This window comes from Mycobacterium sp. 1465703.0, assembly GCF_001672975.1.
Taxonomy (GTDB): domain Bacteria; phylum Actinomycetota; class Actinomycetes; order Mycobacteriales; family Mycobacteriaceae; genus Mycobacterium.
On the sequence record NZ_LZKU01000003.1, the window covers coordinates 35,553 to 61,152 of the forward strand.

Consider the following 25,600-nt stretch of genomic DNA (forward strand, 5'->3'; position numbering starts at 1 on the left):
GGACGATGGAATTAAGTGATCTTGCTCAACGTTTCCCGTCACCGCGCAATATCTTAAGCTCCTCTTAGGGACGCGCCAAACCCATGCGCAAAATGGGGTAAAGATTCACACCTCGGTAGGTGCCGGGACCACGCGAGCGCCCACCACCGGCCCACTGGCGACCCGCACCGTGCGGCAGACACCCGCTCCGGAAACCTCGGTGCCGACGTCGACCGCCGCGGCCGCCGACCGGCAGAGGAAGGCACACGTCGGCCCCGAGCCCGACACGATGCCGGCCAGCGCCCCGGCCTCCACACCGGCGCGCAACGTCCGGCGCAGGCCGGGGTCGAGACTCACCGCGGCCGCCTGCATCTCGTTGCCCAACAACGGTGCCAGTTGCTCGGCGTCGCCGGCCGCCAGGGCGGCCAGCACCGGCCCGGGCGCGGGCAGCCGGGGCGGATCCCCGGCCGCCCGCAGCCGGTCCAGTTCGGTGAAGACGGCCGGCGTCAGCAGCTCGCCGCCGGCGAACGCCAACACCCAGTGGAAGGTGTTGCGGGACAACACCGTCGCCAGCTCCTCGCCGCGACCGGTGCCCAACGCGGTGCCGCCATGCAGTGCGAACGGCACGTCGCTGCCCAGCCGCGCGGCCAGCATCCGCAGATCACGGCGCGGCACGTTGAGTTCCCACAGCGAGTTCATCGCGACCAGCACCGCCGCAGCGTCGGCGCTGCCACCGGCCATTCCGCCGGCCACCGGAATGGACTTGTCGATGATGATCGACACATCCGGCGCCCGGCCGACGTGTTCGGCCATCAGCTCGGCGGCCTGCCAGGCCAGGTTGCGCTCGTCGGTGGGCAGCTTGTCGGCGCCCTCGCCGACCATTTCGAGCGAGAGCACGTCGGCATTGCGGACCGTCACCTCGTCGAGCAGCGAGACGGCCTGGAAGATCGTCGTCAGCTCGTGATAGCCGTCCTCGCGACGGTCGCCGACCGCCAGATAGAGGTTGACCTTTCCAGGCACTCGGACGGTGACCGACCCGGTGGGCACCCAAGCCGCGGCGGTGTTGCCGTCAGACGCTGACACCGCAGCAGACTATCGCTGCTACCGCTCAACCACACGCAACGGCGCACCGGACGGCCCGCAATCAGCCGGCGGAGGCGGGCCCTGATCGGCAATCCGCGGAGTTGTCTCGGCGCCGCCATCGGACCGGTCGGCGGACCGCTGCAACAGCCGCACGAAGTCGTCGATGGAGAGTGTCTCCCCGCGGCGGGCAGGGTCAATACTGGCCGCCAGCAACCGATCCGCCGACTCGCTGCCGGAGCCGGCCCACTCCACGAAAGCGTTGCGGCAGGTCTTGCGCCGCTGACCGAATGCGATGTCGATCAGTTCGAACACCTGCCGGCGGAAGGCTTCATCGGTGGGCCACGGCGAGCTCGCGTACCGATCGATGCAGACCAGCCCGGAGTAGACCCGGGGAATCGGCCAGAAGACGGTCGGCGACACCATGCCGCATCGCCGAACCCGGCCGAAGAAGCGGACCTTGACGCTGGGCACGCCGTACTCCTTGCCACCGGGCTCCGCCGCCAGGCGCTCGGCGACCTCGGCCTGCACCATGACCGTCACGACCCGAATGGACGGGAACTCGGCCAGCAAGTGCAGCAGCGCGGGGACCGCGACGTTGTACGGCAGGTTCGCGACCACGGCGGTCGGCTGCTCGGCCAGATCAGCACGGCGAAGGGTCAGGACGTCGCGGTTGACCACCGTCAGGCGCTGGATTTCGCTATGCGAGTGCTCGGTGATCGTCTGGGGCAGCCGCTCGGCCAGCACCGGGTCGATTTCGACGGCGGTGACGGCGGCGCCGCGGTCGAGCAGCGCCAGGGTCAGCGATCCCAGCCCCGGTCCGACTTCCAGGACGTGGTCCGACCGGCTCACCCCGGACGTGGAAACCACCCGGCGCACCGTGTTGGCGTCGTGGACGAAGTTTTGGCCGAGGGATTTCCGTGGCCGAAATTCAAGTTCTTTGGCCAGCCGCCTGATCTCGGTGCGCCCGAGTAGCCGGATGGTCAGCGTGCACCAGCTCTTCCGCTGCACACTGGCCACGCGCCCCAACCCTGGCGCTCTCGGGTCACCTCGGCAACGGTGATCTGCTCCTCGCGGGTGGCGAGGTCGGCGCGGGAGGCGAACCGCAACCCGCCGTTACGCTCCCAGGTGCCCTGATCGAACTGCACACCGCCGTAATACCCGTTACCGGTGTTGATCGCCCAGTTTCCGCCGGCCTCACAGCTCGCGATCGCATCCCAGATGGAGCCGTTACTGACCGGGGGCACGTCGGTGCCGGGCTTGGTGCCGATGCGGACCACCGAGTCGCGGGCCGGCGTGATCACGGTGTTGGCGATCGGCAGCCGGCCGGTCTCGACGCCGTTGACAGTGGCCACCGAGAAGGTGACGTCCTGGGTGCCTGGGCTGCCCGGATCCTCGACGACCTGGCGGCTCATGTTCATACCCGGATCTTCGATCCGACGGGCGTTCGGCGGCAACGGGATTCGCTCCGTGACCTGCTGAATTCGGTTGCGGGTCACCTCGACTTCCATCCCGTCGACGATCGGTGCCGTCGCGGCGGGTGCCACCTGGTCGCTCTCCTGCAGCGGTGCGCCGGCGGCGCTGAGCAGACCGGCGACATTCGGTGCCGCCAAATGCACGGTGCGGATGGCACCGCTGTCGTGAATTCGGACCGTCTTGGCACTGACCACGGGCAGCGCCATACCGGCCAGCGGAACACGGCTGGCGCGGTTGGCGGCGGCCGGGGCGGTGTCGGTCATCGCCAACTGAGCCAGCGCCTCGTCCACGGTGGATGCGGTGGTCCACACCTGTTTGGTGTCATGGCCGTCCAGTGAGATCTGCAACGGGCGGCTGCGCCGCAACACGATCTTGCCGGCGTCGTGAACCGCGACATCAGCGGCGGGATACAGGTCGTCGCGTTCGTCGATGGCGAAACCATTCTCTTCGACGACGTCGATGACCCGGGACTTCATGGTGGTCACCCGCATCGCGACCCCGTCGACGGTCAATGTCACCGTCTTACATACCGAGACCGCATATCCGCCCGCGAATGCCAGGACTACCAGCAGCCCTCCGACCACGAGTCGCAACATCGGCGAAGGGTTCTGATGAAGTTTTGTCAATACACTCAACGCGCGCTACCCAACCCTCAACAACCCACTCATTCAGCAGCAAGTCACAAATTAAGGGCCCGCAGGCCCTACCGTTCGATCACAAGACGGTAACGAACCGGTCAATGTTGGGCAACTCTGACGCGGCGATGGTATAAGAATCGCCTGGTCGTAAACCTCAATCTGTGACCAATTCGTACACCCGGTGAGCGTTGCCGGTCGTTATCTCAGCAAGCTCCTCTGGGCGACAATCAACCAGTTCGGCGATCGCCCGAACAGTATAAGGAAGGCAATAGGGCTCATTCGGCCTCCCCCGATAGGGATGGGGCGTCAAGAATGGCGCATCGGTTTCCACCAGCAGCTGCTCCGGCGGTATCAACGGGATGGCTTCGCGCAGGGCGTGGGCGTTGCGGAAGCTCGCGGTGCCGGCCAGGCTCAGCATCCAGCCTGCGTCCACACAGCGGCGGGCCATGGCGGCGTCCGAGGAAAAGCAGTGGAAGATCACGGTGTCCGGTGCGCCCTCGGCCGCCAGCACATCGAGCACATCTTGGTCGGCTTCCCGGTTATGGATCATCAGCGGCTTGCCGCACCGCTTGGCCAGGTCGATGTGCCAGGCGAAAGCCTCGCGCTGCACGGCCGGCTCGGCGCAGCCGTCCAACCGGCCGGGCCAGTACAGGTCCATGCCCGTCTCGCCGACCGCCACCACCCTGGGATGGTTGACCAGTCGCTCGATTTCCGCGCGGGCGGCGTCGTCCAGCGCGTCGGCGCGGGTCGGGTGCAAGGCCACCGCCGCATACACCCGGGGGTCCCACTGGGCGGCGTGCGTGACCCAGCGCGCCGAGTCCAGGTCGTCGGCAATCGTGACGACCGTTCCCACGCCGACCGCTGCGGCGCGGTCCACGATGGCCCGCACCCCCTCGGCGTCGGTGGCGCCAACGGCGTCCAGGTGGGTGTGTGCATCCACGAGTGGACTCAAGGGCTGCGGCGCCGGGGGCGGCTGGCGTTGGGAGCTCACGCGCACACAATAAGGTGCCCACAAATAAGGTTGAGGGCGATGAGGCCCTATTACGTCACCACCGCGATTACCTATCCCAACGGCGACCCGCACATCGGGCACGCCTACGAGTACATCGCAACCGACGCGATCGCCCGCTTCAAGCGGCTCGACGGATTCGATGTGCGGTTTCTGACCGGCACCGACGAGCACGGCCTCAAGATGGTCGAAACGGCGGCGACCGAGGGCATCCCGACGGCCGAGCTGGCCCGGCGCAACTCCGATGTGTTCCAACGCCTGCAGGAGCGGTTGAACATCTCCTTCGACCGCTTCATCCGCACCACCGACCCCGACCACCACGAGGCGTCCAAGGAGATCTGGCGTCGGATGTCGGCGGCCGGTGACATTTACCTGGACACCTACTCGGGCTGGTATTCGGTGCGCGATGAGCGGTTCTTCGTCGAGTCGGAGACCAAACTCCTCGACGACGGGACCCGGGTGGCAGTCGAAACCGGCGCCCCGGTGACCTGGACCGAGGAGCAGACGTACTTCTTCCGGCTCGCGGCATACACCGACAAGCTGCTGGCCCACTACGAGGCGAACCCGGACTTCATCGCGCCCGAGGTGCGACGCAACGAGGTGGTCAGCTTCGTCTCGGGCGGCCTGCGTGATCTGTCCATCTCACGCACCTCATTCGACTGGGGCGTGCAGGTCCCCGAACATCCCGACCACGTGATGTACGTCTGGGTCGACGCGCTGACCAACTACCTGACCGGCGTTGGCTACCCCGACACCGAGTCGGAGCGTTTCCGGCGCTATTGGCCGGCCGACTTGCACATGATCGGCAAAGACATCATCCGATTCCACACGGTGTACTGGCCCGCGTTTTTGATGTCGGCCGGAATCGAGTTACCGCGCAGAGTTTTCGCGCACGGATTCCTGCTCAACCGGGGCGAGAAGATGAGCAAATCGGTGGGCAACGTCGTCGACCCGGTGAAGCTGATCGACACCTTCGGCGTGGATCAGGTGCGTTATTTCCTGTTACGCGAAGTTCCGTTCGGCCAGGACGGCAGCTTCAGCGAGGAGGCCATCGTCACCCGCACCAACTCCGACCTGGCCAACGAACTGGGCAACCTGGCCCAGCGGTCGTTGTCGATGATCGCCAAGAACCTCGACGGCGTCGTTCCAGAACCCGGCGAGCTGATTGCCGCCGACACCGAGTTGCTCGCGACGGCCGACGGTCTCTTGGAGCGCGTACGCGCCAGCTTCGACTCGCAGGCGATGCACTTGGCATTGGAAGCGATCTGGCTGATGCTCGGCGAGGCCAATAGGTACTTTTCCGCCCAGCAGCCGTGGGTGCTGCGCAAGAGCGAATCCGGGGCCGATCAGGCACGGTTCCGGACCGTTCTGTACGTCACCTGCGAGGCGGTCCGCATCGCCGCGCTGCTGGTCCAGCCCGCCATGCCCGAATCGGCGGGCAAGCTGCTGGATCTGCTCGGGCAGCCGGACGACCAACGGGCGTTCGACGCCGTCGGCACCCGGCTGACACCCGGTACGGTGCTGCCGGCTCCCACCGGTGTATTCCCCCGCTACCAGGCGGTTCCCGAAGCGGAATGATCTAGCGGCCGATGACCGGACAATTCCATTGAGGATCAAGCGAGTTCGGTGACACCGCGATACTTCTGCGCCGCTTTGCACAAAAGCGTCCGTCATAACTTCTGCCATAGCCCATAATCGGGCTGTGGAACGACGCCAGAATTCGTATCAGAGCCAATCGCCGATGGCCGCCTTGAGGGAGTTGCCCGCACTGGTCGTGCTGGAGCGCATTCCGGTTCCGGTACTGGCCATCGGGCAAGACGGCAGTATCTTGTTCGCCAATACCGCATTTTCCGACATGATGGGCTACGAGCCGGACGAGACGTTATCGCTGCGGTTCGAACAAATCTTTCACCAGGCCCCGGCGTCAGATTCGCTGCTGGCAACGGTGCATGCCCTCGCCAACATGGTCGTCGAACTGGCGCACAAGGATGGCTCAGTGGTACGCGCGATGATGAGCAAGTCCGCGGCGAGGCGGGTTGATGATCGGTTCGCCCTTGCCACGTTCCAGGATCTGACCGAGCACCTTTGGGAAGAAGCCCGCTAGCCGACAGCCTTCCTAGTGGCCCGCGCGACGGCGGTGCCGGGCCGTCGCGGCAGACCGCCGGAAACCATCAGCCGGAAGTAGTCGAAGGACGAACTGCTGCCCACCGCTAACCGGGGCAATGCCAGCGGGTCACAGCGACGATCCGCGAATCCCGCCGTGGTGGACAACGCCCAGCGCACCCCCCGGTCACGCAACACTGCCTTGGCCCGATCATCGAAGTCTTGTAGTCGGCCGTTCGGGTAAGCGAAAACCGTTGGTGTGGAGCCAGTCTCACGTTCGAGTGCCGCGCAGGAATCCGTGATCTCCCGCCTGATCTTGTCGTCATCGCACCGGGCGAGGATGGGATGGGTCACCGTGTGGGGATATAGCGTCACCAAAGGGTCGCGGGCCATCTCACGCGCGTCGTCCCAGGTGAGCATTCGGAACGGCCCGGCGTCGGCGTGGTAGCCCAGTGCGCCGACGAGCTCGTCCAGCACCGTGATCCGTTCCGCGTCGGCAAGGTCTTTCAACTTCTCAACCGCCGCCGCGTAGACCCTGCCACGCAAGGTGGCGCCGGCGAGTGAACGAGTTCCCAATCCCAATGCGGCCAGGTTGATTTCGGCCGTATTACTGCGGGCGATCGCCAGCCAAAGCCGATCGGGCCACAACGTTTCCGCGGTGCCGATCGGGCCGGTCGCCAGGAACACCGCCGCGGGCAGATTCAGATCCCGCAGCACCGGCATGGCGTGTGTCGCGAGGTTGCGAGTGCCGTCGTCGAACGTGATCGCCATCGCTCGCGGCGGCAACGTCCCGGCAGCAAGCCGATTGAGGGCCTCCTCCAACGGAAGGACGTTGAAGTGCTCACGGACGTACTCCAATTGGCGGCGATACAGCGCCAAGCCGGCGACATGCCAGCACGCCGGCGACAGCGGTAGATCTTCCACACCGTGAAACATCACGATGGCGAGGACGTCGTTATGCCTTCGCCGGGCCAATGCCGGAACCCCTGCAGCACAGAGCATTCCGGCCGCGACGTTCTTGATGGCCGCCCGTGTCCCGATGTCTGTGACTCGCGCCATCACAGGCCGAACGCTATCGGCGCCGCCATGATTCGCGCCTTACCCGCCAGACGATCACTCCTGCACCGACGATGGCCACAGCGACCCAACCGGCGCCGAACCACCACAGCCAGTCGAGGTCGGAATGAGTACCGGATCCCCCGGGGGCCACACCGCCAGCCAACGTGGGACGCTCGACGGTCACCGGGTCTTGTCCGGGCACCGACACCACCGCAACACCTTTGAGTCTTTGCCAGTGCTTGTTGTTGTCGCTCTTGAGCCACCTGATCAGCTCGTCAAGTTGTCCGGGCGCTCCGTTGGACGTCGCGATCAGCAGTGACCGACCACGGTTGAAAACCGTTTGGAGAGAAGCGAACCGCAGCACCGGGTCCAACGTGAGCTTGGTGGGCTTGTCCCCCGATCCGACAGCACCGACCGTGATTGGGCCGCTCGGCCCGGCGGTCACCGGCAGCACCACGTCGGACTGGTTCCACCCGTCGGCGGAAATCAGTAGTGCGGGATTCGAGGAATCGATCGCTTGTTTCAGGCTGGTGACGCTGGTGTCGATCGGTATCGCGCTCATTCGCTGCAGGCCCACCATGATGTCGAGCGCGCGCACCGTGTCAATCAACGAGTGCTCCGCGATACCCACCTGAACGCGGGGCATCAGTGTTTGTGGCACCGATTGGAAACCATCCGGTACCGGCGGTGCGGCAGGGTTGCTCTGAATGATGCTGTCGCCGCTGATGTTCAACGTGAGCAGCTGGTTTCCCGGCCCGGCGGTGTAAAAGTCTCCGCAATGTCCGATGTTGCCCGCGACATCGTAAACCAAATCGACACTGGTATATCGCTGTAGCAGCCGGTCCGGCACGTCGACCCATCGATCGATGTTGCCGTGTCCATCGGTCGGCCAGTGGTCGATGGTCTCGCGGCCGATCGTGACCGCGATCTGGCCGCCGATGTTGTTAGGGGTCGGAGTGTAAGAACCCTGCAGATGAACACGCACCGATCGAATGGATCTGCCAAACCTCGTCTGGTCCAGTCCGATTGACACCCGGGGTTGCAGCGCAGTCACGTTGACGACGGACTGGCCCAGTTCGCGCAGTGTGATGGCGTCGCCCGGTAGTTGCACTTTCGGCCTGGGAGATTCCACCGACACCTTGGATGTCAGGGCCAGATCCGACAGGTCGCTGAACAACAGCGCGGTGTCCGGTTCGTCAGATCGGTTCAGCGGTCCTGAAATCAGCAGCCACGGCACACCGGTCGAGCCTTGCAGGCTGAGCCCGTTGTCTGGCCCCTCTTTGATGACGACCTGACGTTCCAGTGGTTGCGGCGGCGTCGGTGGCGCCGCCAGCCCTTCCACCAACGGGGAGACCACGATATCGGGAGCCTGTTGGCCGTAGTGTGCGGCGGTCGAGGTGGCCAGTTGAATTGCCGTGTCGGACTCAGCTACCGACGGCGATTGCGGCAAATAGATAGTCAGCTTTCGCAGCACCGGCGGCAAGAAATGGGACACCGTGGTGGGCGGCAGTTCAGTACCGGTGTAGGTGACCGTCCCGTTGGTCAGCCGCAGCGGACTCTCCGGATACAAGCAAAATCCGTCTAATGGCACCAGATACGCACGCACCATTACGGTCAACGAATTGTCGATCACCTCGGCGCCGGTGAGCGGAATGACGATCGGGGCCTGATCGCTGGTGGGCAGGTTCAGTCTCGTGATGGTGCGATCACCCTGCGTTACGGTGATCAATCCGGATCGTAGATTGATCGGCAGTTCGACCGTCGTGTTGAGGGCGGTCGGTGTCAGACCGTGCAGCACCGGCAGCGTCAGCTGCACGCTGTTCGTCAAGCCCCAGAACTCCAGGGTGGCGGGAGACCCTAGGTCGGCCAACGCCAGCGTCGTCATCGAGTCCGTCGCCGTGGGAGGGTCAGCGGGCGCGCCCCATGACGCTGGAGCACTCATCACCAAGAATCCGACGATACCGGCCAGCACAATTACTCGACCGAAAGATTTCCGGAAGATCACCGGAACAGTATGCATTGTTGAAAGCGCTTTAACCCCAATAACGGATTTGCGGCCGCGGCGAACGCGAAAAGGCATCGCGCATCACCTGTTCGAGATGCCCGGCGCCCGGACTCTCGTCGAGGCCTAATCGGATTCCGATTCCGCTGCCGCATCGCCGCGGGGAGCGCTGGCCGCGGTATGACGCATTACTTCGCGCCGCAGGAATTGCTGGAAGTAGGGCAACGACGCTTCCGAGACAATGCCGGGCAGCAGCAGCTCCCATATCTGATGCAAACGCGCAAAGGGGTCGCCGACGATGTCCCCGATTCGGCCGTGGCTGGATATCGCGGTAGCTATCAACCGCATCCCGGAGATGGTGCCCACGATCGACGCACTCAGCACGTCCGGTTCGACGTCGCTCCGCAGGTCTCCTTCTTTGACTGCGCGGTGCGCCTCCTGCGCCGTCTCGAGCACCAGGTTGGCGTAGAAGCGCGACGCGGCCTCGTTGAATCCGCTTAACGCAGTAGCCAATTGCGCGGCCGCCCGGGCCATCTTGTCCGAGCCCAACACTTCGACGATCGTGAACGAGCCGTGCACCATGTTCTCCAGCCCCGGCGATGACGACCCGCAGACATTCCGGTAAGCGCTGAGAATCCTGTCGGAGCCTTCCTCGATGAGGTTGGAGGCCAACGATTCTTTCGAATCGAAGTGGTGGTACAGGGCGCCCTTGGTCATTCCCGTCCGCTCAATGATCGTGCTCCATCCGGCCGCGGCATAACCGACCTCACCGAACACTTCGATCGCGGCATCGAGGATCTTTCGCCGAGTGGCTTCAGATCGGACCTGGCGCGCCATTGTGCCCGCACCTCCCGAATCTCGTCGGATACACCGATCGCTCCCCTGCGTTCGTTTTGCCCGCAAGAACGTCAAGGATGTCTGCGCTCACTGCAGCAATCCGACCGTGCGACCCGCGTTCGTCGCTATTGCGCTTGGACATCGCTCGAAGTGCTATTGATTGCGAGCGCCGCACGCCGCCTCAGGAATTGGCTGAAGTACTCGCTGCGGTCCGGTTGCAGAATCCCGGTGAGCAGCAGCGTCCAGCACATCTCCAGGTCGCGCAGGAACCGCTCCGGTTCGTCGAGATTGCTGGTTTTTCGCAGCCCCATATGCAGCGAGACCATCAAACGGCCGATGCCCTGCGGGTCGCACTGTTCATTGATGTCGCCCTCCGACTTGGCCCGCTCCGCGACTCTGGCCAAGGCTTTGATCCATCGATCGAACAATCTCTCCTGTAGGCCGTCCGACAGACCGATCGACTCCAACAGATTCAGTCCTGACCTGACGACATCTGTCGTGATGTCTTTGATGGCGATCAGATACGAAAAGTCGATGAGGGTCTCGAGCCCGGAAAGGCCGCGGGTCAGCAAGTCTTGCACGGCTACCGCGCCGGCCTCGGTCTGGCCGTCGATGATCGCGACCGCCAACGCGTGCTTCGACTTGAAGTGGAAGTACATCGCGCCTTTGGTCAGTTCAGCCGCGGCCAGAATGTCGTCGAGACCGACTTCGTGGTAGGGCCGTCGGGCGAACTGGTGCGCTGCGGCCCGCAGGATCTGTTGCCGGGTGGTGTCCGCGCGTCCGTCTGTCGAGTGTGTGGTCATCGCAGTAAAGAACTCCGCGGCGGAGGCTTTGCTGCAGGTGTTTGTGCCCAGGCTGGCGCCGCGGGCGGTGTCGCCCGCTTCCACGTCAACGACGCCTTGCTCAAGCAGGGCACGCATACCTCGGTTCTTGGGATTCGGAGCGAGCAAACGCCCGCGTCGCTCAAGTGTCTAGCCCATGAACGAGGTTATCAGTCATACGGGTCGTCGCGGTTGACGGCCCCGTAAATACCTGAGGTCTACATCACACCATGTTGTCAAACTATTAGTATGTTTTGTAGGCTATTATGCGATAGTCAGTTTGCAGAAGCCCTAATCACTGTCTCGGTCGTCTGAACCGCGTAAGGGGATGCACATGTCGCTCGTCACGGCCAACCGCTGGTCGCCGGTCTCAGATGACCGGCAGGTCGCGGCGGACCAGCGGTTTCTCGATGTCTGGATGATCGGCTCCAGCTTTTGGCCGCCGTCGCGCCGCTTCCCCCTACTGACGGCCGGGGTCTGAAGTGATCGATTTCGGGGCGTTTCCCCCGGAGATCAACTCCACGAGGATGTACGCCGGTCCCGGTCCGCTATCACTCACGGCCGCCGGGGTGGCCTGGGACGCGTTGGCCGCCGAACTGCATGCCGCGGCTAGTTGCTACCGCTCAGTTATCGCCGGGTTAACCACCGCACGCTGGATGGGTCCCTCTTCGCTGGCGATGGCATCCGCGTTCGCGCCATACATGGCGTGGATGGCCGGGGCCGCCGCGCGGGCAGCGGAGTCGGCCGGTCAAGCCAGGCTCGCCGTGGAGGTATACGAGGCCGCCTTCACCATGACCGTCCCGCCGCCGGCGGTCGCCGCCAACCGGGCCCAGCTCGCGGCGCTGGTCGCGACCAACTTCTTCGGCCAGAACTCGACAGCGATCGCAGCTACCGAGGCCGAGTACGGCGAAATGTGGGCCCAGGACGCCGCAGCGATGTACGAGTACGCCGCGGGCTCGGCCGCCGCGTGCTCGGTGACGCCGTTCAACCCGGCGCCGCAGGTGACCGATGAGAGCGGGATGGACCGGCAGGCCGGCGCGGTCGGGCGGGCCGCCGCGCAATCGCAGCAATCGGACCTGACGCACGTGGTGAACTCGGTGCCGAAGACATTGCAGGGGCTCTCATCTCCGATGAGGTACGGGATTACCGATGTCGGCGACGCCGGTGGAAGCGCCGGGGCCGCGGCGACCGATTCGGCCAATTCGTCGATCATGACAGGCCTCGCGTCGGGTATCCCCGGCGCCATTCCCAGCGCCTTTTCGGCGGCAGCGACCCCGCTGTACGGGATGTCCTCCATTCTCGGCATGGCACAGACCGCACAAGGCTTGGCGAGTGCGGCCGGCAACGGCGCCATGGCGGCCGCCGGAACCGCGGCATCGACGGCCGCAAGTGCGGCGAGCACCGGCGCGGGCGCACTCGGGTCGCTCGGATCCGGTGTCTTCGGCAGCCTCGGCAGTGCGGCCTCGTTAGGGCCGCTGGCCGTGCCGGCGGGCTGGACCAGCGTCATTCCGGCCGCCAACGGTGCCGTGTCGGCGTTACCCGCCGTCAATCTTGCCGGTGCAAATATGCCGCCCAGCGTGATGGGCTCGCTACCCCGACTGGCGGCCGCCTCGGGCAAGACCCTCGGGCCCCGATACGGAGTGATCCCGACCGTGATGACACGCCCGCCGGCTGCCGGATACGCGTAGGCCATCCCGTGAGCGGACAGGTTTTTATGCGGGCCCGGTTGCAAAGAAGGAGCGGTGAGTGAACTACACGCCTACCAGATCAGCGGTCAGCACATGATGGCCGACGGGCACGGGATTCACTGGCACCAAACAAAATTCAGAATCACCTGGCCGCTACCGGTCATGGTCATCTCCGACCAGGACGCGAGCTGGCCGTCGCGCAAATCCAGACTGGCACCAGCCGAGAAGGTGGCATCATGCATCAGTCGTTGATCAACCCCAACACGGTGGATGTCATCCAGCCCGGCCGGCGACAGCTGAAGCCCTGGCCGACCGGCACGTCCTCGTATCGCAGCGAAACCAGCGGCGGGCAGCTAACCACCCGTGCAGAGCACTCGGCCGCCGGCCACGCGATACCGCGCTGGCAGGACCGATATTCGCAGCGTCTGCGCATCAGCGACTCGGCGATTGTGTGCGCGTCCGTACTGCTTGCCCAGTCCGTGCGGTTCGGCGAAATTGCGAACACATCGGGTTACTCGGACCCGATGATGACGTTCTTTTCCTTGCTCTTCGCAGCACTGTGGATGTCGGCCCTCGCCGTATTTCAAACGCGCTCAACGCGAATCATCGGGGCAGGTATCGACGAATACCGGCGGATCGGCACCGCGTCGTTCTGGACGTTCGGAATCATCGCGATGGTCACCTTGCTCGCCAACATCAATCTGGCCCGCGGCTATCTGGCAATCGCGCTTCCCGTCGGCACCTTCGGGCTGCTGGCCAGCCGCAGCCTGTGGCGAAAGCAGCTCTGCCGCAAGCACGCACAGGGCGAATGCCAGACCAGGGTTCTGGCGATCGGAGACCGCCAGTCGGTTTCGCACCTTGCGCATGAACTGGCCCGCGATCCGGTGGCCGGCGGCGTCGTGGTCGGTGTCTGCATTCCCGGTTACGGGCCGGCCCGCGGCGATACCATGACGATCGGAGGCCGTGAGGTCCCGATTCTCGGCGACCATAGCCAGGTCGCAACCGCGATCGGCGGCTGCGATGCGGATACGGTCGCGGTGGCGCAGACGGATCACTTTGGGATGCACGGGATCAGGGAGCTGTTGTGGCAGCTGGAGACGATGGACGTCGACCTGGTGGTGTCACCCGGGGTGATGGACATGACCGAGGCGCGATTGACACTGCGTCTCACCGCCGGGTTGCCGCTGCTGCATGTAGAAAAGCCGCAATACGAAGGAGCGCACCGCTTTCAGAAGCAGGCCTTCGACTTCTTGTTCTCGCTGGCGGCGCTGGTCGCTACCTCGCCGCTGCTGGTTGCGGCTGCCATCGCCATCAGGCTGACCAGCAGGGGGCCCGTCTTCTACCGGGCTGAACGTATCGGTATCGACGGAAAGCCTTTCACGATGCTGAAGTTCCGCACCATGACCGATGGCGCGGACACACAGATCGAACATCTGCTGTCGCTTAACGAAGGCGCCGGTGGTGTGCTCTTCAAGATGCGCGAAGACCCCCGGGTCACGCGCATCGGCAGAATTCTTCGCCGATACAGCATCGACGAGCTGCCGCAATTCATCAACGTGCTCAAGGGAGATATGAGTGTTGTCGGGCCGCGGCCTCCGCTGCGGCGGGAAGTCGACAGCTACAACGGTGACGTGCAGCGACGGTTGTTGGTCAAGCCCGGCGTCAGCGGGTTGTGGCAAGTGAGCGGCCGCTCGGACCTCTCCTGGGAAGAGTCGGTGCGGTTGGACCTCTCTTATGTCGACAACTGGTCGATGTCAGGTGATCTGGTGATTGTCGCCAAGACGGTGAAAGCGGTCTTGACACGTCACGGCGCCTACTAGGCTCGCGACCCATGACCCAGCCGACGGCACCTGATGCGGTGGTGTCCTCGGTGCCGCTCACGCGGATGGCTCATGCGTTCTCGATCCAGTTGATCTGCCGGGCCTTCGGGATGCTGGCCTCGGTCGTCTCGGTAGCGATGACCGCCCGTTATTTGGGTCCCGGGCGTTATGGTCAGCTCTCCATCGCCGTTCTCTTCATCGCGATGTGGACCAGCCTGGCCGATTTGGGCATAGCTACCGTGATCGTGCGCCGGGTGACCTCCGGCCGCGGCGACCTCGAGCACCTGGTCCGCATCAACAGCGGCCTGGCCCTGGTCTACTGCGTTCCGCTGGCGGTGCTGGCCGCGGCGTCCGGGTTGCTCATCTACCACGACTCCGACGTGCGGGTGATGCTGGTCGTGCTCTCCGGCGCGCTATTGATGCAGACCATGGTGACGCGCTTCGAGCCGGTATTTCTTGCCACCGTCCGGTTCTCCGCGGTAGCCATCTCCGACGTCGTCGGCCGGCTGGCCACCCTGGGCATGGTCGCCGCATTGGTCGCGGCGCGGACCGACGTCATCTGGTTCGCTGTCGCGCAACTCATCCCGCCTGCGGTGCAGCTGCTGATCCAGGGCGCCGCGGCGATGCGGCATATCTCGGTGCGACCGATCTTCGCCCCGCGTGAGGCCGCCGACCTGTTGCGGGAAAGCCTGCCGCTCATCGGATTCCTGGTCGTCGGGCTGCTGTACTGCCGTGCCGACGGGGTCATCCTGTCCTTGCTGAGCACCCATGCCGAGGTCGGCGTGTACGGGTTGGCCTTCACCATCGCCTTCAACACCATTGTGGTATCGCTGATCTTCCTCAAGTCGACACTGTCGACGGCCACCGAGCTGTTTTCCCGGGACGTCGCCGCGTTCGCCGGCTTTGTGCGCCGCAGTGTCGAGTTGATGTACTTCGTGGCGGTTCCCGTCGCGGTCGTCGGCGCCCTGCTGGCCGGACCGTTGATCGCTCTCTTCGGCGACAGGGCCTTCGTCGCCCGCGGCACGCCGACGCTTGCGTTGCTGTTCGCCGCGGCGGCACTGCGATTCGTCGGCGGCACCCTCGGCCAGGGCCTGGTAGCCAGCCATCATCAGCGGGTCTTGTTCTGGTTGACGATGGCCACCCTGGTGCTCAATGTTGCACTCAATCTCGCCCTCGTCGGACGGTACGGCGCCGCCGGACCCGGCATCGCACTGGTGTGCACGGAATTGTTCAACATGGCGGTCAGCACCTGGTGGCTACGCCGTCACTGTGGTTACCGTACGCCGGTGATGTTCTTGTTGCGGTTGCTGATTCCGACCGGAGCCAGCGTGTTGGCGACGCTCGCGCTCTCGGGGCACCATGTGGTGTTGATTCTGGCCGCTGCCGCCGCGGTCTACCTGGCTACCAGCGCAGCGGTCGGCCCGTTGCGCTGGTCGAACGTGGCGTCCTTGCGACGCAGTCAGCTCGAGGCATGAAACGCGAAACGGATCGGGCATATCTCAAACACCCGGTCGCCGGCACGTCCGCCCCGGGGTCCAACCGCTCGCTAGCGGTGCTGGTCGTGAGCTACCAAAGCCATGAACCGCTCGAGATCTGCCTCCGCAGTATCGCCGAGCATTTGCCTGCGGTGCCGGTCTATGTCTACCACGACAGCGGCGATAGATGTCCCGCTCGTGCGAAACTGGCCGCGAAATACCCCGCGGTGCACTGGATTTCGGGGCCGGGGAAGCCCGGCCTCGCCGCGGCCTGCAACGCGCTGGTGGAACACACACCCGCCGACGCCGACCTGTTGTTGTTGGATTCCCACAGCCGCCTGCTGGGGCCGTTGACCCGCACCCGACAGTTGCTGCGCGCACCCAAGGTGGCGGCCGTTTCGCCGCTGGCCGTTGACGACGCCGCTCCGGGACGCGAGCCGTGGGACGTCGCCGAGCGTCGCCGTACCCTGATCCGGGCGCTGACTGCGGCTGCCGGTCACTCCGGTTCGCTTCGCCGCACGCCGTTCTCCCAGTTCTATGCTCGTCAGCCTACCGAATCACGAAGCCTCAACGGCGATTTGAGCGCAACCTGCCTGGCGATCAATCGCGCGGCCTGGAACACTGTCGGCGGCTTCGACGAGGAGTTCTTCGGCTACGGCGAAGCAGCCGACTGGCAGGCCCGAGCCCGGGCGGCGGGCTGGCGCGTCCTGCTGGCCGACGAACTCGACATCGGCCACGGCAACCCGGTAAGCGCTGAAGGCGCCGAACAACGCCGTAACCGGGACTTGATGCATGCCAACGCCGCGCTGCTACTCGAACATCAACGCAGCGTCCACCACGCGGACGTGTACCTGGCCGCTACCACCCTGCTGGAGCGATTACAACGGTCGAACAAGGTCAACCACTCCGGTCGGCGCAGGAGCCTACCGGCGATCGTGATCACCACCAATCGACTGGTATACGGCGGCGCGGAGCGGCAAAAGGCGTTGCTGGCAGCCGAATTGGACCGCCGCGGGTATCCGGTCACCGTCGTATGCGTGCAACGGTTCGGCCCGTTGATCTCCGAGATGCCGTCGACCGTGCGGGTGGTACGTCAGCCGTGGTGGGCACCGATCGCCGACATCCCTGAGGGTCCGGCGGTGCTGATCGCCGGGGACACCAACACCGAAACGGGATTTGCCACCTTGTGGCGCGCGGCCGGTAAAGACCGGCGCTGGCTGGTCGCCCCACATGTTCCTCCTGAGCAGGACCGGCCCATCTACTCGCGGCCGCTGGCCGCCGCGATGCGCCGCGCTGATGGTTTCATCGTTCTAGCACAACGGCATTGGGACATGCTAGCCGCCACTCATCGGCTGTCGAGCCGGCAATTCATCGCACCCAACGGCGTCGCCGCAAACGACGACGCCGGCCCGCGGACACGGCCTGCCGATGAGCCGCTGCACTTGGTGATGCTTTCGCGCATCCTCGAGCATAAGAATCCGCATGTGCTGATCGAGGCTCTCCACGACCTCGCTGAGTTGCCTTGGCAACTGTCCATTTTCGGCGACGGTCCCGATCGGGAAAGGTTGCAGGCGCGCACTCCTGCCGCGCTGACCGATCGGGTCCGGTGGCGTGGATGGGTAGCCGGTCCCGCGACCGCACTTGCCGAGGCCGATCTGCTGTGTGTTCCGAGCCGCTCGGAGGCGTTCCCGCTGGTGATCCTCGAGGCGATGGCCCGGTCGGTGCCGGTTGCGGCGTCCGCGATTTGCGCCGTCCCGGAAATGTTGGATTTCGGAAGGGCGGGATTTCTCGTCGAGCCCGTATCGGTAGCTGGATGGCGAGACCACCTGGGCCGCATCCTGGCCGACCCTGACGCCTTGCCCTCGGTTGGTCGACGCGGCTTCGAGCGCATGAACAAGCACTACACGGTGGAAGCGATGACGGACGCCTACCTCGACGCGATCAAGGCAGTGCTATGAATTCTCCGCGGGTGCTGTGGCTTTCACCGTGGATGCGGTCGGCGGCGCGCGTACAGGCCGAAGCGTTGCGGCGGCGGGGGGCCGAGGTGCTGCTGGTGACTTCGGATCGACACCCGGAGTCGGACGCCGCCCGTGATTACGAGCTGGTGCTCGATCCGCGGTTTCGCACGGCCGCGACCTGGCTCCCTACCTTCAAGGCCTGGCATCGCGTCCGCCAGTACCGGCCCGACGTCGTGATCGCTGAGCTGGTCCGCGATCCACGCTGGATCGCGCTGGCCGGGTGGGCGCCGCGCATTCAGGTGGTGCACGACGATCGGCCGCACGACCCCGACGAACAGATACCCGCTTACGAGCGTGCGGTATTCGACCGCTGGGGTGCCCGCGCGGCGGCCACCGTCACCTACAGCGACTATGTCGCGGCTGCCGTCGCGACGCGCCGCGATGTCGCGGGCACGCCCGTACATGTGGTGCCGCTCGTCGGCGACATCGACCCGCCTCGGGTTCCACCGCTCGTGGGGCCCGAAGGACGCCGTGACTTCGTCATGTTCGGTCGGCTCAATCCGTACAAGAACACCCACATCGTCTTTGAGGCCTGGCGGCGACATACCGGCGGCGGAGGTTGGCGCGGTGACAACCTGGTGCTCATCGGCGACGGGTCACTGGACGCCGGTGCGCTGCCCAAACACACCCGGTGGCGCAACGGAAGTTACCGCTACGCCGATGTCATCGCGACGCTGGCCGCCGCGAAAGGTTCGGTCGCCCATTACCGGCGCGCGTCACAGAGCGGCGTGCAGGTGCTCTCCATGCAGCTGGGCGTAATGCCGATCGTATCGACCGTTGGTGGTCTGCCCGAATACCAGCCGGCGGGCTGCGCACCCGTTGGTGTCGACGACATCGCCGGCCTCACTGCCGCTTTCGACCTCTTGTCCGACCCGGTCGTCGCGGCACGGCAGGGCGCCGCGGCGGCGCGGCACTACGCGCGGCGTTGCGCCGCCGAGCATGTCGCGGATCGCTTTCTGGAGATCATCGCGAAGGTAATGGCCCGTCGGCGCTGACGGGATGCTCAGGCAAGTCCGCGCCAGAAGGTCTCCAGCCACCCGGTCAACTCGCCGGCCCGGCCCAGCGCATCGGCCGGAACCGACCGAAACCGCGTCGCTGCGATGGCCGCCCAAAGCTCCTCTGTTTCGCGGGCTACCGTCGCCAGCCCCGCCTGCTGCAACTTCTCCGCGAACGGCAGCTGATGCTCATCGACGTGCTCTCCACGCGCCGAGCGACGCGGAACCACCACCGGGTGCTTCCCTTGCTCGATGCACAGCAGGGTCGATCCGGCCCCGGCGTGAGTGATGGCCACCGACGCGCACCTGATCTGCTCACAAACGTCCCCGAAGGACAGGAAGCGTTCGAATCTGGCGTGCCGCGGCTCATAGTTGCAGGTTCCGAGCTGGACGAAAAAGTCCTCCCCCACCGCGCCACTTCCGGCCAGCTCGTCGACCGCGCGCGCCAGCCGGTCGAAGGGGTGCACCTCCATCCCCATGATCACGAAGATCACACGATCCTCCCGTGGTACTCGGTACCGGGGATTCGGTCGACCAACTCGGGCCATTGCACCAGGAAGCGGGACGCGAACGGCTTCACCATCCGAGCCGTGAGCGAGAGTTCGGTGATGCGGGTGATGGACTCGACGAAAACGGTGGGAATCCGCAGCAGCCAGGCCAGCCAGAGGAAGGGGGCGGCCACACCCGACCCGGTGGTCAAGATCATGGCGGGTCGGTGGCGGAGCAAAAGCCGCAGCGCCAGAACCAGATTGCGCACCAGGTTGGGGATGTTGCGGACGGTGGGGTGCGCCGCCCAATAGACTTCCTTCTGGTCGCGCAGCAGGTAGCGAGCGTCGGCCGTGGGGAAGCTCACCCAGTACCGATCCTTGTCCTCCCAGAATTCCCGCAGGCAGAACATCTCGTAGATATGCCCGCCGGAGGACGCAATCAGGAGCAGACGGCCCATGTCTCCCCTCACCTATGGCGCTCGCGACCAAGCTTTTGACGCACGAACACGAAGGCGATCGAGCCGAACTTCTGCTCGCCAAGACCGCCGTGGAAAGACTAACTCCCGTTGTGGCCGTCCCACAGCCGTTGAGGCGTCGCGCCGGCCGTGGATGTTACCGACAGCAAGGAGTTTGACGAGATCTCCGGATTGTCAACCGCCCGGATGCTAACGTCCTCGTTGTCGGCTTGAGCGCGCCGAAGGCGCCGGTAGCTAACGGAATTCTTCCTGCGATCTGACAGCGCAGCTTTACAAGTCGCGGATGCGAGACCGGAAAGTGAGTGAGAGGCGCCGCCGATGATTCGAACGGCCATAGTCGGTTTGGGAAAGATGGGTTTGTCGCATCTTGCGATTCTTCGCATGCACCCAGACCTCGACGTGGTCGGTATCTGCGATTCGGCCGGCTATGTGCGAGACATCCTCGCCAAGTACACCGGTCTGCGTTGCTACGACGACTTCGATCGGATGCTGACGGAGACGAAGGCCGAAGCGGTTGTGGTCGCTGTTCCGTCGAGGCTGCACGCCCCGATGGTTGAGACGGCCCTGATGCGCGGAACACATGTGTTCTGTGAGAAGCCTTTCGTCCTTGATGTGAAAGATGGCGAGCGCCTGGTGACTTTGGCGGAGAGCAATCAGCTTGTCACTCAGGTCGGCTACCACTGCCGCTTTGTCGGTGCCTTCCAGGAGGCGGCCCGGATTGTCGCGTCCGGCGCGCTTGGGCGGGTACACCACGTGCGCTCTGAAGCGCACGGCCCGGTCGTCCTCCGCCAAAAAGGAAGCACATGGCGCGGGGTTAAAGGCGAGGGCGGCGGCGCCCTCTACGACTACGCGTGCCACGCGATCGACCTCATGAACTTCATTGCCGGCGTCCCGCATTCGGTCGACGGTGTGGTCCGCCATAGCATTTTCTCGCGCGACGTCGACGACGAGGTCTACTGCACGATGCGCTATGCCAACGGCGCGAGCGGTCAGTTATGCGTGAACTGGAGCGACGAAAGCTTCCGCAAGATGTCGACAAAGGTGTCGGTGTGGGGGACGAACGGCCGCATCGTCGCCGACCGGCAGGAGTGCCAGATCTATCTTCGGGAGACACACCCCGCGGTCCCCGAGTTCACCAAGGGATGGACGATCCGCTATACGACGGACCTCACCGACGAGGTCTGGTATTACCTTCGCGGCGAGGAGTATTCGGCGCAGATCGACTATTTCGCCCGCAGCGTGAAGCAGCGGCGGACCAATGGCGAGAACACATTTCGCTCCGCGATCGATGTCGATCGGGTGGTCGAGATGATTACCGGCGCGGCGCTCGCCTCGCGCTCCGTGCCGCCATCGCAGACGGCGGCGAATGGGTCGGCACGGGGCTCGTTGCGTCGCGAAATCATCGCGCGCATCATGAAACTCGCCACCTCGAAGGCATCGTGACCGTGGACCGGGTGCTTTTCGGAGACAATCAATTCTTCGGCGTCAACCACATGTCCGAGGGGAAGGCGCGCGCCCAGGCGATACGGTTCCAGCACCTCCCGGCTGTGCTGGACACGCTCGACGCCGCCTATCGGGAAGGCATCCGCACGTTCATGTGTACGACCCACTATCGTGTCGGCGAAATCTGCGACCACTTCCGAGCCAACACCGCTCAATACCCCGATTACGTCTTTTACCCGTGCATGCCGTATGCGCACAAGTATGCGAATGCCGTGACCGAGTTCGGGATCCTCGAGGCACTGCGCAGATTTTTGCCGGACACCGGGGCGGTCAGGTCGATGTTCAAGGGCGGCGTGGCCGTCGCCGGCAAGGACATCGAGCCGATGATGGAACTCTTGGTCGATGCCGAGATGAAGATGTTCGCTGGACTGTCGACGCCCGTCGTCTTCCTTCAAAACGTGGTTACCGACTTACTTCTCGGGTTGGGGATGGAAGAGGCGTTCCGATTGTTTTCTGACCACGTGAAGCTCAAGTACGGCGCCGAGCCGGGTTTCATCACGATGAACCTTCCCCGTCTCCTCGATGCCCTCGACAGGCAGGGGATCGAAGATCCGATCGTGTGCACCAACTTCAACAAGATCGGCTTCCGGATGTGCGGGGGAACCGAGCTTTACCAGAAAACCATCCGCGAGCGTCGCTGCCGGCTGATTGCGATGTCCGTGTTGGCCTCGGGTGCGATTCCGCCGCGGGAGGCGATCGATTACGTCTGCAGACAACCGCAGATTCAGTCGATCGTGTTCGGCGCGTCCAGCCGTGTCAACATCCGGCAGACGAAGTCGCTGATCGACGAACTCTGGCAAGTGCCGACGTGATTGCCGAGCCCTCAGTCAGCCGTAGAACCCGTTGGTGTGCAAGGTATTCGAGCGTTTGTCAGGCGCTCAGCAAGCCGGACACCCAGCGCGATCCCGAGCAGCGTCGGGTTGGCCTGGCTCGATGTCGGCAGGACCGAGGTGCTCGCAACGTACAACCCGCGCACCCCGTGGACTGCAAGATCGGGGTCCACGACGCCGGTGTCCGGAGTCTCGGACATCCGGGTCGTTCCGGACTGGTGGAAGCCGGCTCTGCCGGCTAGGTAGGCGCGTACCGAGCCCTCGACGTCGTCGGTCAGCCATTCCACGCATCCGGCGCCGTGGCGGCGAAGGTGCTCATCGATGAGAACGACGGCCTTGCGTACGCTTTCGTAATCGGCTTCGTCGAAGTGCATGTGAGTACGAATCCTGGGCATGCCGAGGCCGTCTCGCTCGTCGGTCAACTCCACCCGGCTTTCCCAGTGTGGAAGATGCTCACCGTGGTAGTGGAGCAGGTACCGATTGTCGTTGCTCTTCACGAAAAAGCCTGGCGCCTTGCGGCCTTTTCGCAAGAACCGGGCGTAAGAGAACGAGAATACGAACCGGATCGAACCGAACAGATCTCGCAAGATATTGCGCAGGTGCTCGAAGATGCGCGGCGAGCCGTTCGTCTTGGTGTGCACCTCACGGATCGCCTCCGCGAGCAGGAACCGGCCGATCGGGGAGATCAGGGTCAGGTACACGCCTGACAGAATTCCACTTCGGTGGCTTGGGTCGCTGATCGGCGGGTTCACCAACCAGACTGCAGCATTTGGCATTCCGTATTCACGCAGCAGGTGGGGATCGAAGGTAAAGCGCCGCCGAACGTACACCCCCTCGTTGTCCCGTTCGTACGCGTAAATGATCTGGTCCGTGGCGAAATGCACCCGCGCGACCCGGGCCTCGACGTGGGACATATACCAGCGTCCCAGGTGCCCACCCGCGTTTCCCAGCCCGTCCGGATGATGACGCTGCGACGCAAGCAGCAGACGCGTCGCCTCCAAACCGCCAGTCGCGATGATGTAGTCCGCGGCGACCACCTTGCCTGAGCGACCGTCGAGCGCCTTGACAACCAGATGGTCGACAGAGTCGCCGGCCGGGGTCGTCACAATCTCGGTGCAAGTGAGTCCGGTCCACAACGTGAGACAGCCGGCGTCTCGCAGCATGGATCCGTACTCACGCCCGAACCGCGTCGGCAAGGCCCAGCGCTCGAGATCGGTTGTGCGCACGTCGCCGTCGGGGAGCCCGAGGATCATGTCGTCGTGCGCGAACTCAGGAATATCACGCGCATTGAAGGCCGCCTGACCGCACACCGCCCAATCGCAGGCCCGTTGGAGGTAGGGCTCGACGTCTTCGTATCGGATGGGCCAGGGTGCGTGCGCGGTGATGGGTCGGTCCTCGAAGTCGATGGGGTCGAACTTGACGCAGCGCCCGCCCCAGAGCGCCGATGTTCCTCCCACCTGCCGGCGGACCGTCAGATCACTACGCGAATGGAAGTAATCGTCTTGCCGCGAATCGAAAGTCGCCAGCTGCTGCACTGCTGGATCGGGGTGCTGCAGGCCACTTTCGATCAGCGCCACCTGAATACCCGAGCCGGCGAGTTCCAGGGCCGTCGCGATACCGATCGGACCGGCACCGACGACCACCACGTCGGTTTCGATCGTCGTGTTCGTGGCGAACTCGTCCGGCTTACGGATCACGCCGCAGCGCCCTTGTGAAACTCCTCGACGAGCGCGAGGAAACCGGCCGTGGTCTGCGCATCCGGCGGCGACGACACAGCGCCGGCCGCCTCGGCGACCCGCTCTGGCTTGGTGGTGCTGTAAAGGATTGCGCGGCAATCCATTGCGGTGGCCGACGACCCGAGGATGAGCTTGGGCAGCACACCGGGAGCGAGCGGGTCGATTTGGAGGGCTGCGCCCCAGCGCTCCGCCAACCCGGGGTCGGCCCGCAGCGCTGCCGAGAGCGTCGCGTATGGCTTGTTCAGTACGCCGAACGCGAGATCGGCAGATCGCGGCGAAGGATTGATCACGTCGCTGCGCAGCTGGCTCACTCCCTCCGGGGCGAAGTCCCGGGCAAAATCCGTTTCGAGTCCCTCATCCTGCGAGACGCCCCAGGCGCGGATCTTGCCCTGCTGGCGCGCGCGTTCGAAGAACTCGCGCAGTTCATCGCTCGCTACCGTGTCCTGAGGACGGGGGGCGTGAACGAACAGGATGTCGACATAGTCGACGCCAAGCGCCGCGAGACTTTGGTCGAGGCTGCGCGCCGCGACGGCCGTGTCGTAGAACCGGGCGGCCTCGGACGGCGCCTGGCGCCGCTTGACCGTGCGGCGCAGCGCGGGCGCCTTTCGCAGCAATGCTCGTGCCGGACTCTGAAACCGTCCCAGGCGCCGAGTCATGCCACCGACGTCGATGCCGAACTTGGTTGCGACAGTGACACTGTCGCGCTCGACGGTGCGCAAGAAGGCCCCGAGCTCGGCCTCCGCCATGCCCAGGCCGTACATCCGTGCGGTGTCGAAGTGGGTGATGCCGCTATCGACCGCGCTGGCCAACACGGCCATCCGCTCCTTGCGGGACGGCGACTGCAACAGAGCGCCGCAACCGAAACCGACCGCGCTCACGCTCAGCCGCGGTCCGGGAAGTTCAACCCGCTGCAATGCGGCTGCCCTGGTAGATCCGGCGAAGCTCGGCGTCGATGACGTGGGGGCTACGCGTCGCGGCGACATGCTCCTGGCCCCGGCGCCCGTCGCGTTCGGCCAGACCCGGGTCACGCAGGTACCGCCCGATCGCCGCCGCCAAGGCGGGCACATCGCCAACGGGCACAAGCATATTCGGGTCTGGCGCGATGTCGGCTGTGCCACCCACGGGAGTTGCCACAAACGGTCGCGCACCCGCCAGGGCCTCGGTGAGGATCATCGGCATTCCCTCCGCCAACGACGGGAGTGCCACCACCCGCACCGACCGCAGCAGCTCGCGGATGCTATCCGGATTTATCGGGCCTTCCACAGTCAACCGCTCCGTCGGCGGTGGAGCGTAGTCGTCGATGGGACCGACTATGCGACAAGCCCCCTCGATGCCCTCGGCGAGAAGCAGCCGCCACGCCGCGACGAGGGTCTCGACACCTTTGCGCACACCGATGCTGCCCGCGAAAAGCACCACGGGTCGCGTCGAGCCGGCCCCGGGCGCATCTCGATCAATCACGACCGGGTTGGCCACGATGGAGGTTGGCACCATGGGCGCCACGTTGAAGCATGCGGACCACGCGATCTTGTTGTCGGAGGAGGCGCGTGCCGCCGCCGCCGAGGTGGCG

Annotated in this window: 23 protein-coding genes and 1 pseudogene; 11 read left to right on the forward strand and 13 right to left on the reverse strand. The window is 64.9% G+C overall.

All coding sequences use genetic code 11. The features are described 5' to 3' along the window. Positions 1-105 precede the first annotated feature (105 nt). From A5625_RS00295 to A5625_RS00310, 4 genes are all read right to left on the reverse strand, one after another. Complete coding sequence (locus tag A5625_RS00295; RefSeq protein WP_066988396.1) at positions 106-1,062, reverse strand: 4-(cytidine 5'-diphospho)-2-C-methyl-D-erythritol kinase; 957 nt, start codon at positions 1,060-1,062, stop codon at positions 106-108. Between the two features lie 18 nt (positions 1,063-1,080). Next, the gene (gene rsmA, locus A5625_RS00300; RefSeq protein ID WP_066988397.1) at positions 1,081-2,079 is read right to left on the reverse strand and encodes a 16S rRNA (adenine(1518)-N(6)/adenine(1519)-N(6))-dimethyltransferase RsmA; all 999 of its coding nucleotides are present in this window, start codon (positions 2,077-2,079) and stop codon (positions 1,081-1,083) included. Beyond that, entirely contained in the window at positions 2,043-3,170 is a 1,128-nt protein-coding gene (locus A5625_RS00305; protein ID WP_197515893.1) for a resuscitation-promoting factor, read from the reverse strand. The genes rsmA and A5625_RS00305 overlap by 37 nt, the downstream gene beginning before the upstream one ends. A gap of 157 nt (positions 3,171-3,327) precedes the next feature. Further along, positions 3,328-4,170 carry a TatD family hydrolase gene (locus A5625_RS00310; protein WP_082984170.1) on the reverse strand — a complete coding sequence of 281 codons (843 nt, stop codon included), beginning with the start codon at positions 4,168-4,170 and terminating at the stop codon, positions 3,328-3,330. A gap of 33 nt (positions 4,171-4,203) precedes the next feature. On the opposite strand from A5625_RS00310, the gene metG reads away from it, so the two are divergent. Both metG and A5625_RS00320 read left to right on the forward strand, forming a co-directional pair. Further along, on the forward strand, positions 4,204-5,760 hold the full coding sequence (gene metG, locus A5625_RS00315; protein WP_066988400.1) for a methionine--tRNA ligase: 1,557 nt from the start codon (positions 4,204-4,206) through the stop codon (positions 5,758-5,760). A 163-nt stretch (positions 5,761-5,923) separates the two neighbouring features. After that, positions 5,924-6,286 (forward strand): PAS domain S-box protein, encoded by a 363-nt coding sequence (locus tag A5625_RS00320; RefSeq protein WP_066988401.1) that lies wholly within the window; start codon positions 5,924-5,926, stop codon positions 6,284-6,286. On the opposite strand, the gene A5625_RS00325 is transcribed toward A5625_RS00320, so the two are convergent. From A5625_RS00325 to A5625_RS00340, 4 genes are all read right to left on the reverse strand, one after another. Further along, positions 6,283-7,344 carry a polysaccharide deacetylase family protein gene (locus tag A5625_RS00325; protein ID WP_066988402.1) on the reverse strand — a complete coding sequence of 354 codons (1,062 nt, stop codon included), beginning with the start codon at positions 7,342-7,344 and terminating at the stop codon, positions 6,283-6,285. The genes A5625_RS00320 and A5625_RS00325 overlap by 4 nt on opposite strands. 13 nt (positions 7,345-7,357) lie before the next feature. Next, positions 7,358-9,364, reverse strand: coding sequence for a hypothetical protein (locus A5625_RS00330; RefSeq protein WP_066988403.1), 2,007 nt, complete (start codon positions 9,362-9,364; stop codon positions 7,358-7,360). A 108-nt stretch (positions 9,365-9,472) separates the two neighbouring features. Further along, the gene (locus A5625_RS00335) at positions 9,473-10,183 is read right to left on the reverse strand and encodes a TetR/AcrR family transcriptional regulator (RefSeq protein ID WP_066988404.1); all 711 of its coding nucleotides are present in this window, start codon (positions 10,181-10,183) and stop codon (positions 9,473-9,475) included. 125 nt (positions 10,184-10,308) lie between these two features. Then, a complete protein-coding gene (locus A5625_RS00340) occupies positions 10,309-10,986 on the reverse strand; it encodes a TetR/AcrR family transcriptional regulator (protein WP_066988418.1) in 678 nt (225 codons plus the stop codon). Positions 10,987-11,338: 352 nt separating this feature from the next. Between A5625_RS00340 and A5625_RS28820 the strand changes: the two genes are divergently transcribed. From A5625_RS28820 to A5625_RS00365, 7 genes are read left to right on the forward strand one after another with little or no spacing between them, the layout of a single operon-like run. Further along, entirely contained in the window at positions 11,339-11,485 is a 147-nt protein-coding gene (locus A5625_RS28820) for a hypothetical protein (RefSeq protein ID WP_156747773.1), read from the forward strand. 1 nt (position 11,486) lies between these two features. After that, on the forward strand, positions 11,487-12,692 hold the full coding sequence (locus tag A5625_RS00345; protein WP_066988405.1) for a PPE family protein: 1,206 nt from the start codon (positions 11,487-11,489) through the stop codon (positions 12,690-12,692). 54 nt (positions 12,693-12,746) lie between these two features. Continuing rightward, positions 12,747-12,944, forward strand: coding sequence for a hypothetical protein (locus tag A5625_RS28825; protein ID WP_156747774.1), 198 nt, complete (start codon positions 12,747-12,749; stop codon positions 12,942-12,944). Then, complete coding sequence (locus A5625_RS00350) at positions 12,929-14,512, forward strand: sugar transferase (RefSeq protein WP_066988406.1); 1,584 nt, start codon at positions 12,929-12,931, stop codon at positions 14,510-14,512. Before A5625_RS28825 ends, A5625_RS00350 begins: the two co-directional genes overlap by 16 nt. Positions 14,513-14,523: 11 nt before the next feature. Beyond that, a complete protein-coding gene (locus A5625_RS00355; protein WP_066988407.1) occupies positions 14,524-15,987 on the forward strand; it encodes an oligosaccharide flippase family protein in 1,464 nt (487 codons plus the stop codon). After that, on the forward strand, positions 15,984-17,945 hold the full coding sequence (locus A5625_RS00360; protein ID WP_066988408.1) for a glycosyltransferase: 1,962 nt from the start codon (positions 15,984-15,986) through the stop codon (positions 17,943-17,945). The genes A5625_RS00355 and A5625_RS00360 overlap by 4 nt, the downstream gene beginning before the upstream one ends. Beyond that, positions 17,942-19,000: a glycosyltransferase gene (locus tag A5625_RS00365; RefSeq protein ID WP_066988409.1), complete on the forward strand. Its 1,059-nt coding sequence runs from the start codon at positions 17,942-17,944 to the stop codon at positions 18,998-19,000. The genes A5625_RS00360 and A5625_RS00365 overlap by 4 nt, the downstream gene beginning before the upstream one ends. Before the next feature lie 8 nt (positions 19,001-19,008). On the opposite strand, the gene A5625_RS00370 is transcribed toward A5625_RS00365, so the two are convergent. Next, positions 19,009-19,494, reverse strand: coding sequence for a glycosyltransferase (locus A5625_RS00370; protein ID WP_066988410.1), 486 nt, complete (start codon positions 19,492-19,494; stop codon positions 19,009-19,011). Continuing rightward, positions 19,491-19,946 (reverse strand): polysaccharide biosynthesis protein, encoded by a 456-nt coding sequence (locus tag A5625_RS00375; RefSeq protein WP_066988411.1) that lies wholly within the window; start codon positions 19,944-19,946, stop codon positions 19,491-19,493. Before A5625_RS00375 ends, A5625_RS00370 begins: the two co-directional genes overlap by 4 nt. Positions 19,947-20,282: 336 nt before the next feature. Here A5625_RS00375 and A5625_RS00380 point away from each other — a divergent pair, with 336 nt between their 5' ends. Further along, positions 20,283-21,407: a Gfo/Idh/MocA family protein gene (locus A5625_RS00380; protein ID WP_066988412.1), complete on the forward strand. Its 1,125-nt coding sequence runs from the start codon at positions 20,283-20,285 to the stop codon at positions 21,405-21,407. Then, positions 21,404-22,279, forward strand: coding sequence for a hypothetical protein (locus tag A5625_RS00385; RefSeq protein ID WP_066988413.1), 876 nt, complete (start codon positions 21,404-21,406; stop codon positions 22,277-22,279). The genes A5625_RS00380 and A5625_RS00385 overlap by 4 nt, the downstream gene beginning before the upstream one ends. Positions 22,280-22,290: 11 nt before the next feature. Here A5625_RS00385 and A5625_RS00390 read toward each other — a convergent pair whose 3' ends face one another. The 3 genes and pseudogenes from A5625_RS00390 to A5625_RS00400 all read right to left on the reverse strand — a co-directional run. Next, positions 22,291-23,994, reverse strand: coding sequence for an FAD-dependent oxidoreductase (locus tag A5625_RS00390; RefSeq protein ID WP_066988414.1), 1,704 nt, complete (start codon positions 23,992-23,994; stop codon positions 22,291-22,293). Beyond that, on the reverse strand, positions 23,991-24,917 hold the full coding sequence (locus tag A5625_RS00395; RefSeq protein WP_066988419.1) for an aldo/keto reductase: 927 nt from the start codon (positions 24,915-24,917) through the stop codon (positions 23,991-23,993). Before A5625_RS00395 ends, A5625_RS00390 begins: the two co-directional genes overlap by 4 nt. Positions 24,918-24,933: 16 nt before the next feature. Next, positions 24,934-25,539: pseudogene (locus A5625_RS00400) on the reverse strand (glycosyltransferase family 4 protein); the annotation flags it as partial. Between the last annotated feature and the right edge of the window lie 61 nt (positions 25,540-25,600).

Bases quoted from the DNA above. Each gene is read 5' to 3' on its own strand.
- A5625_RS00325 (WP_066988402.1), bottom strand. From the start codon at position 7,344: ATGGCGCGAGTCACAGACATCGGGACACGGGCGGCCATCAAGAACGTC.
- A5625_RS00320 (WP_066988401.1), top strand. From the start codon at position 5,924: ATGGCCGCCTTGAGGGAGTTGCCCGCACTGGTCGTGCTGGAGCGCATT.
- A5625_RS00360 (WP_066988408.1), top strand. From the start codon at position 15,984: ATGAAACGCGAAACGGATCGGGCATATCTCAAACACCCGGTCGCCGGC.
- A5625_RS00340 (WP_066988418.1), bottom strand. From the start codon at position 10,986: ATGACCACACACTCGACAGACGGACGCGCGGACACCACCCGGCAACAG.
- A5625_RS00335 (WP_066988404.1), bottom strand. From the start codon at position 10,183: ATGGCGCGCCAGGTCCGATCTGAAGCCACTCGGCGAAAGATCCTCGAT.
- A5625_RS00365 (WP_066988409.1), top strand. From the start codon at position 17,942: ATGAATTCTCCGCGGGTGCTGTGGCTTTCACCGTGGATGCGGTCGGCG.
- A5625_RS00355 (WP_066988407.1), top strand. From the start codon at position 14,524: ATGACCCAGCCGACGGCACCTGATGCGGTGGTGTCCTCGGTGCCGCTC.
- A5625_RS00380 (WP_066988412.1), top strand. From the start codon at position 20,283: ATGATTCGAACGGCCATAGTCGGTTTGGGAAAGATGGGTTTGTCGCAT.
- A5625_RS00375 (WP_066988411.1), bottom strand. From the start codon at position 19,946: ATGGGCCGTCTGCTCCTGATTGCGTCCTCCGGCGGGCATATCTACGAG.
- A5625_RS00350 (WP_066988406.1), top strand. From the start codon at position 12,929: ATGCATCAGTCGTTGATCAACCCCAACACGGTGGATGTCATCCAGCCC.
- metG (WP_066988400.1), top strand. From the start codon at position 4,204: ATGAGGCCCTATTACGTCACCACCGCGATTACCTATCCCAACGGCGAC.
- A5625_RS28820 (WP_156747773.1), top strand. From the start codon at position 11,339: ATGTCGCTCGTCACGGCCAACCGCTGGTCGCCGGTCTCAGATGACCGG.
- A5625_RS00330 (WP_066988403.1), bottom strand. From the start codon at position 9,364: ATGCATACTGTTCCGGTGATCTTCCGGAAATCTTTCGGTCGAGTAATT.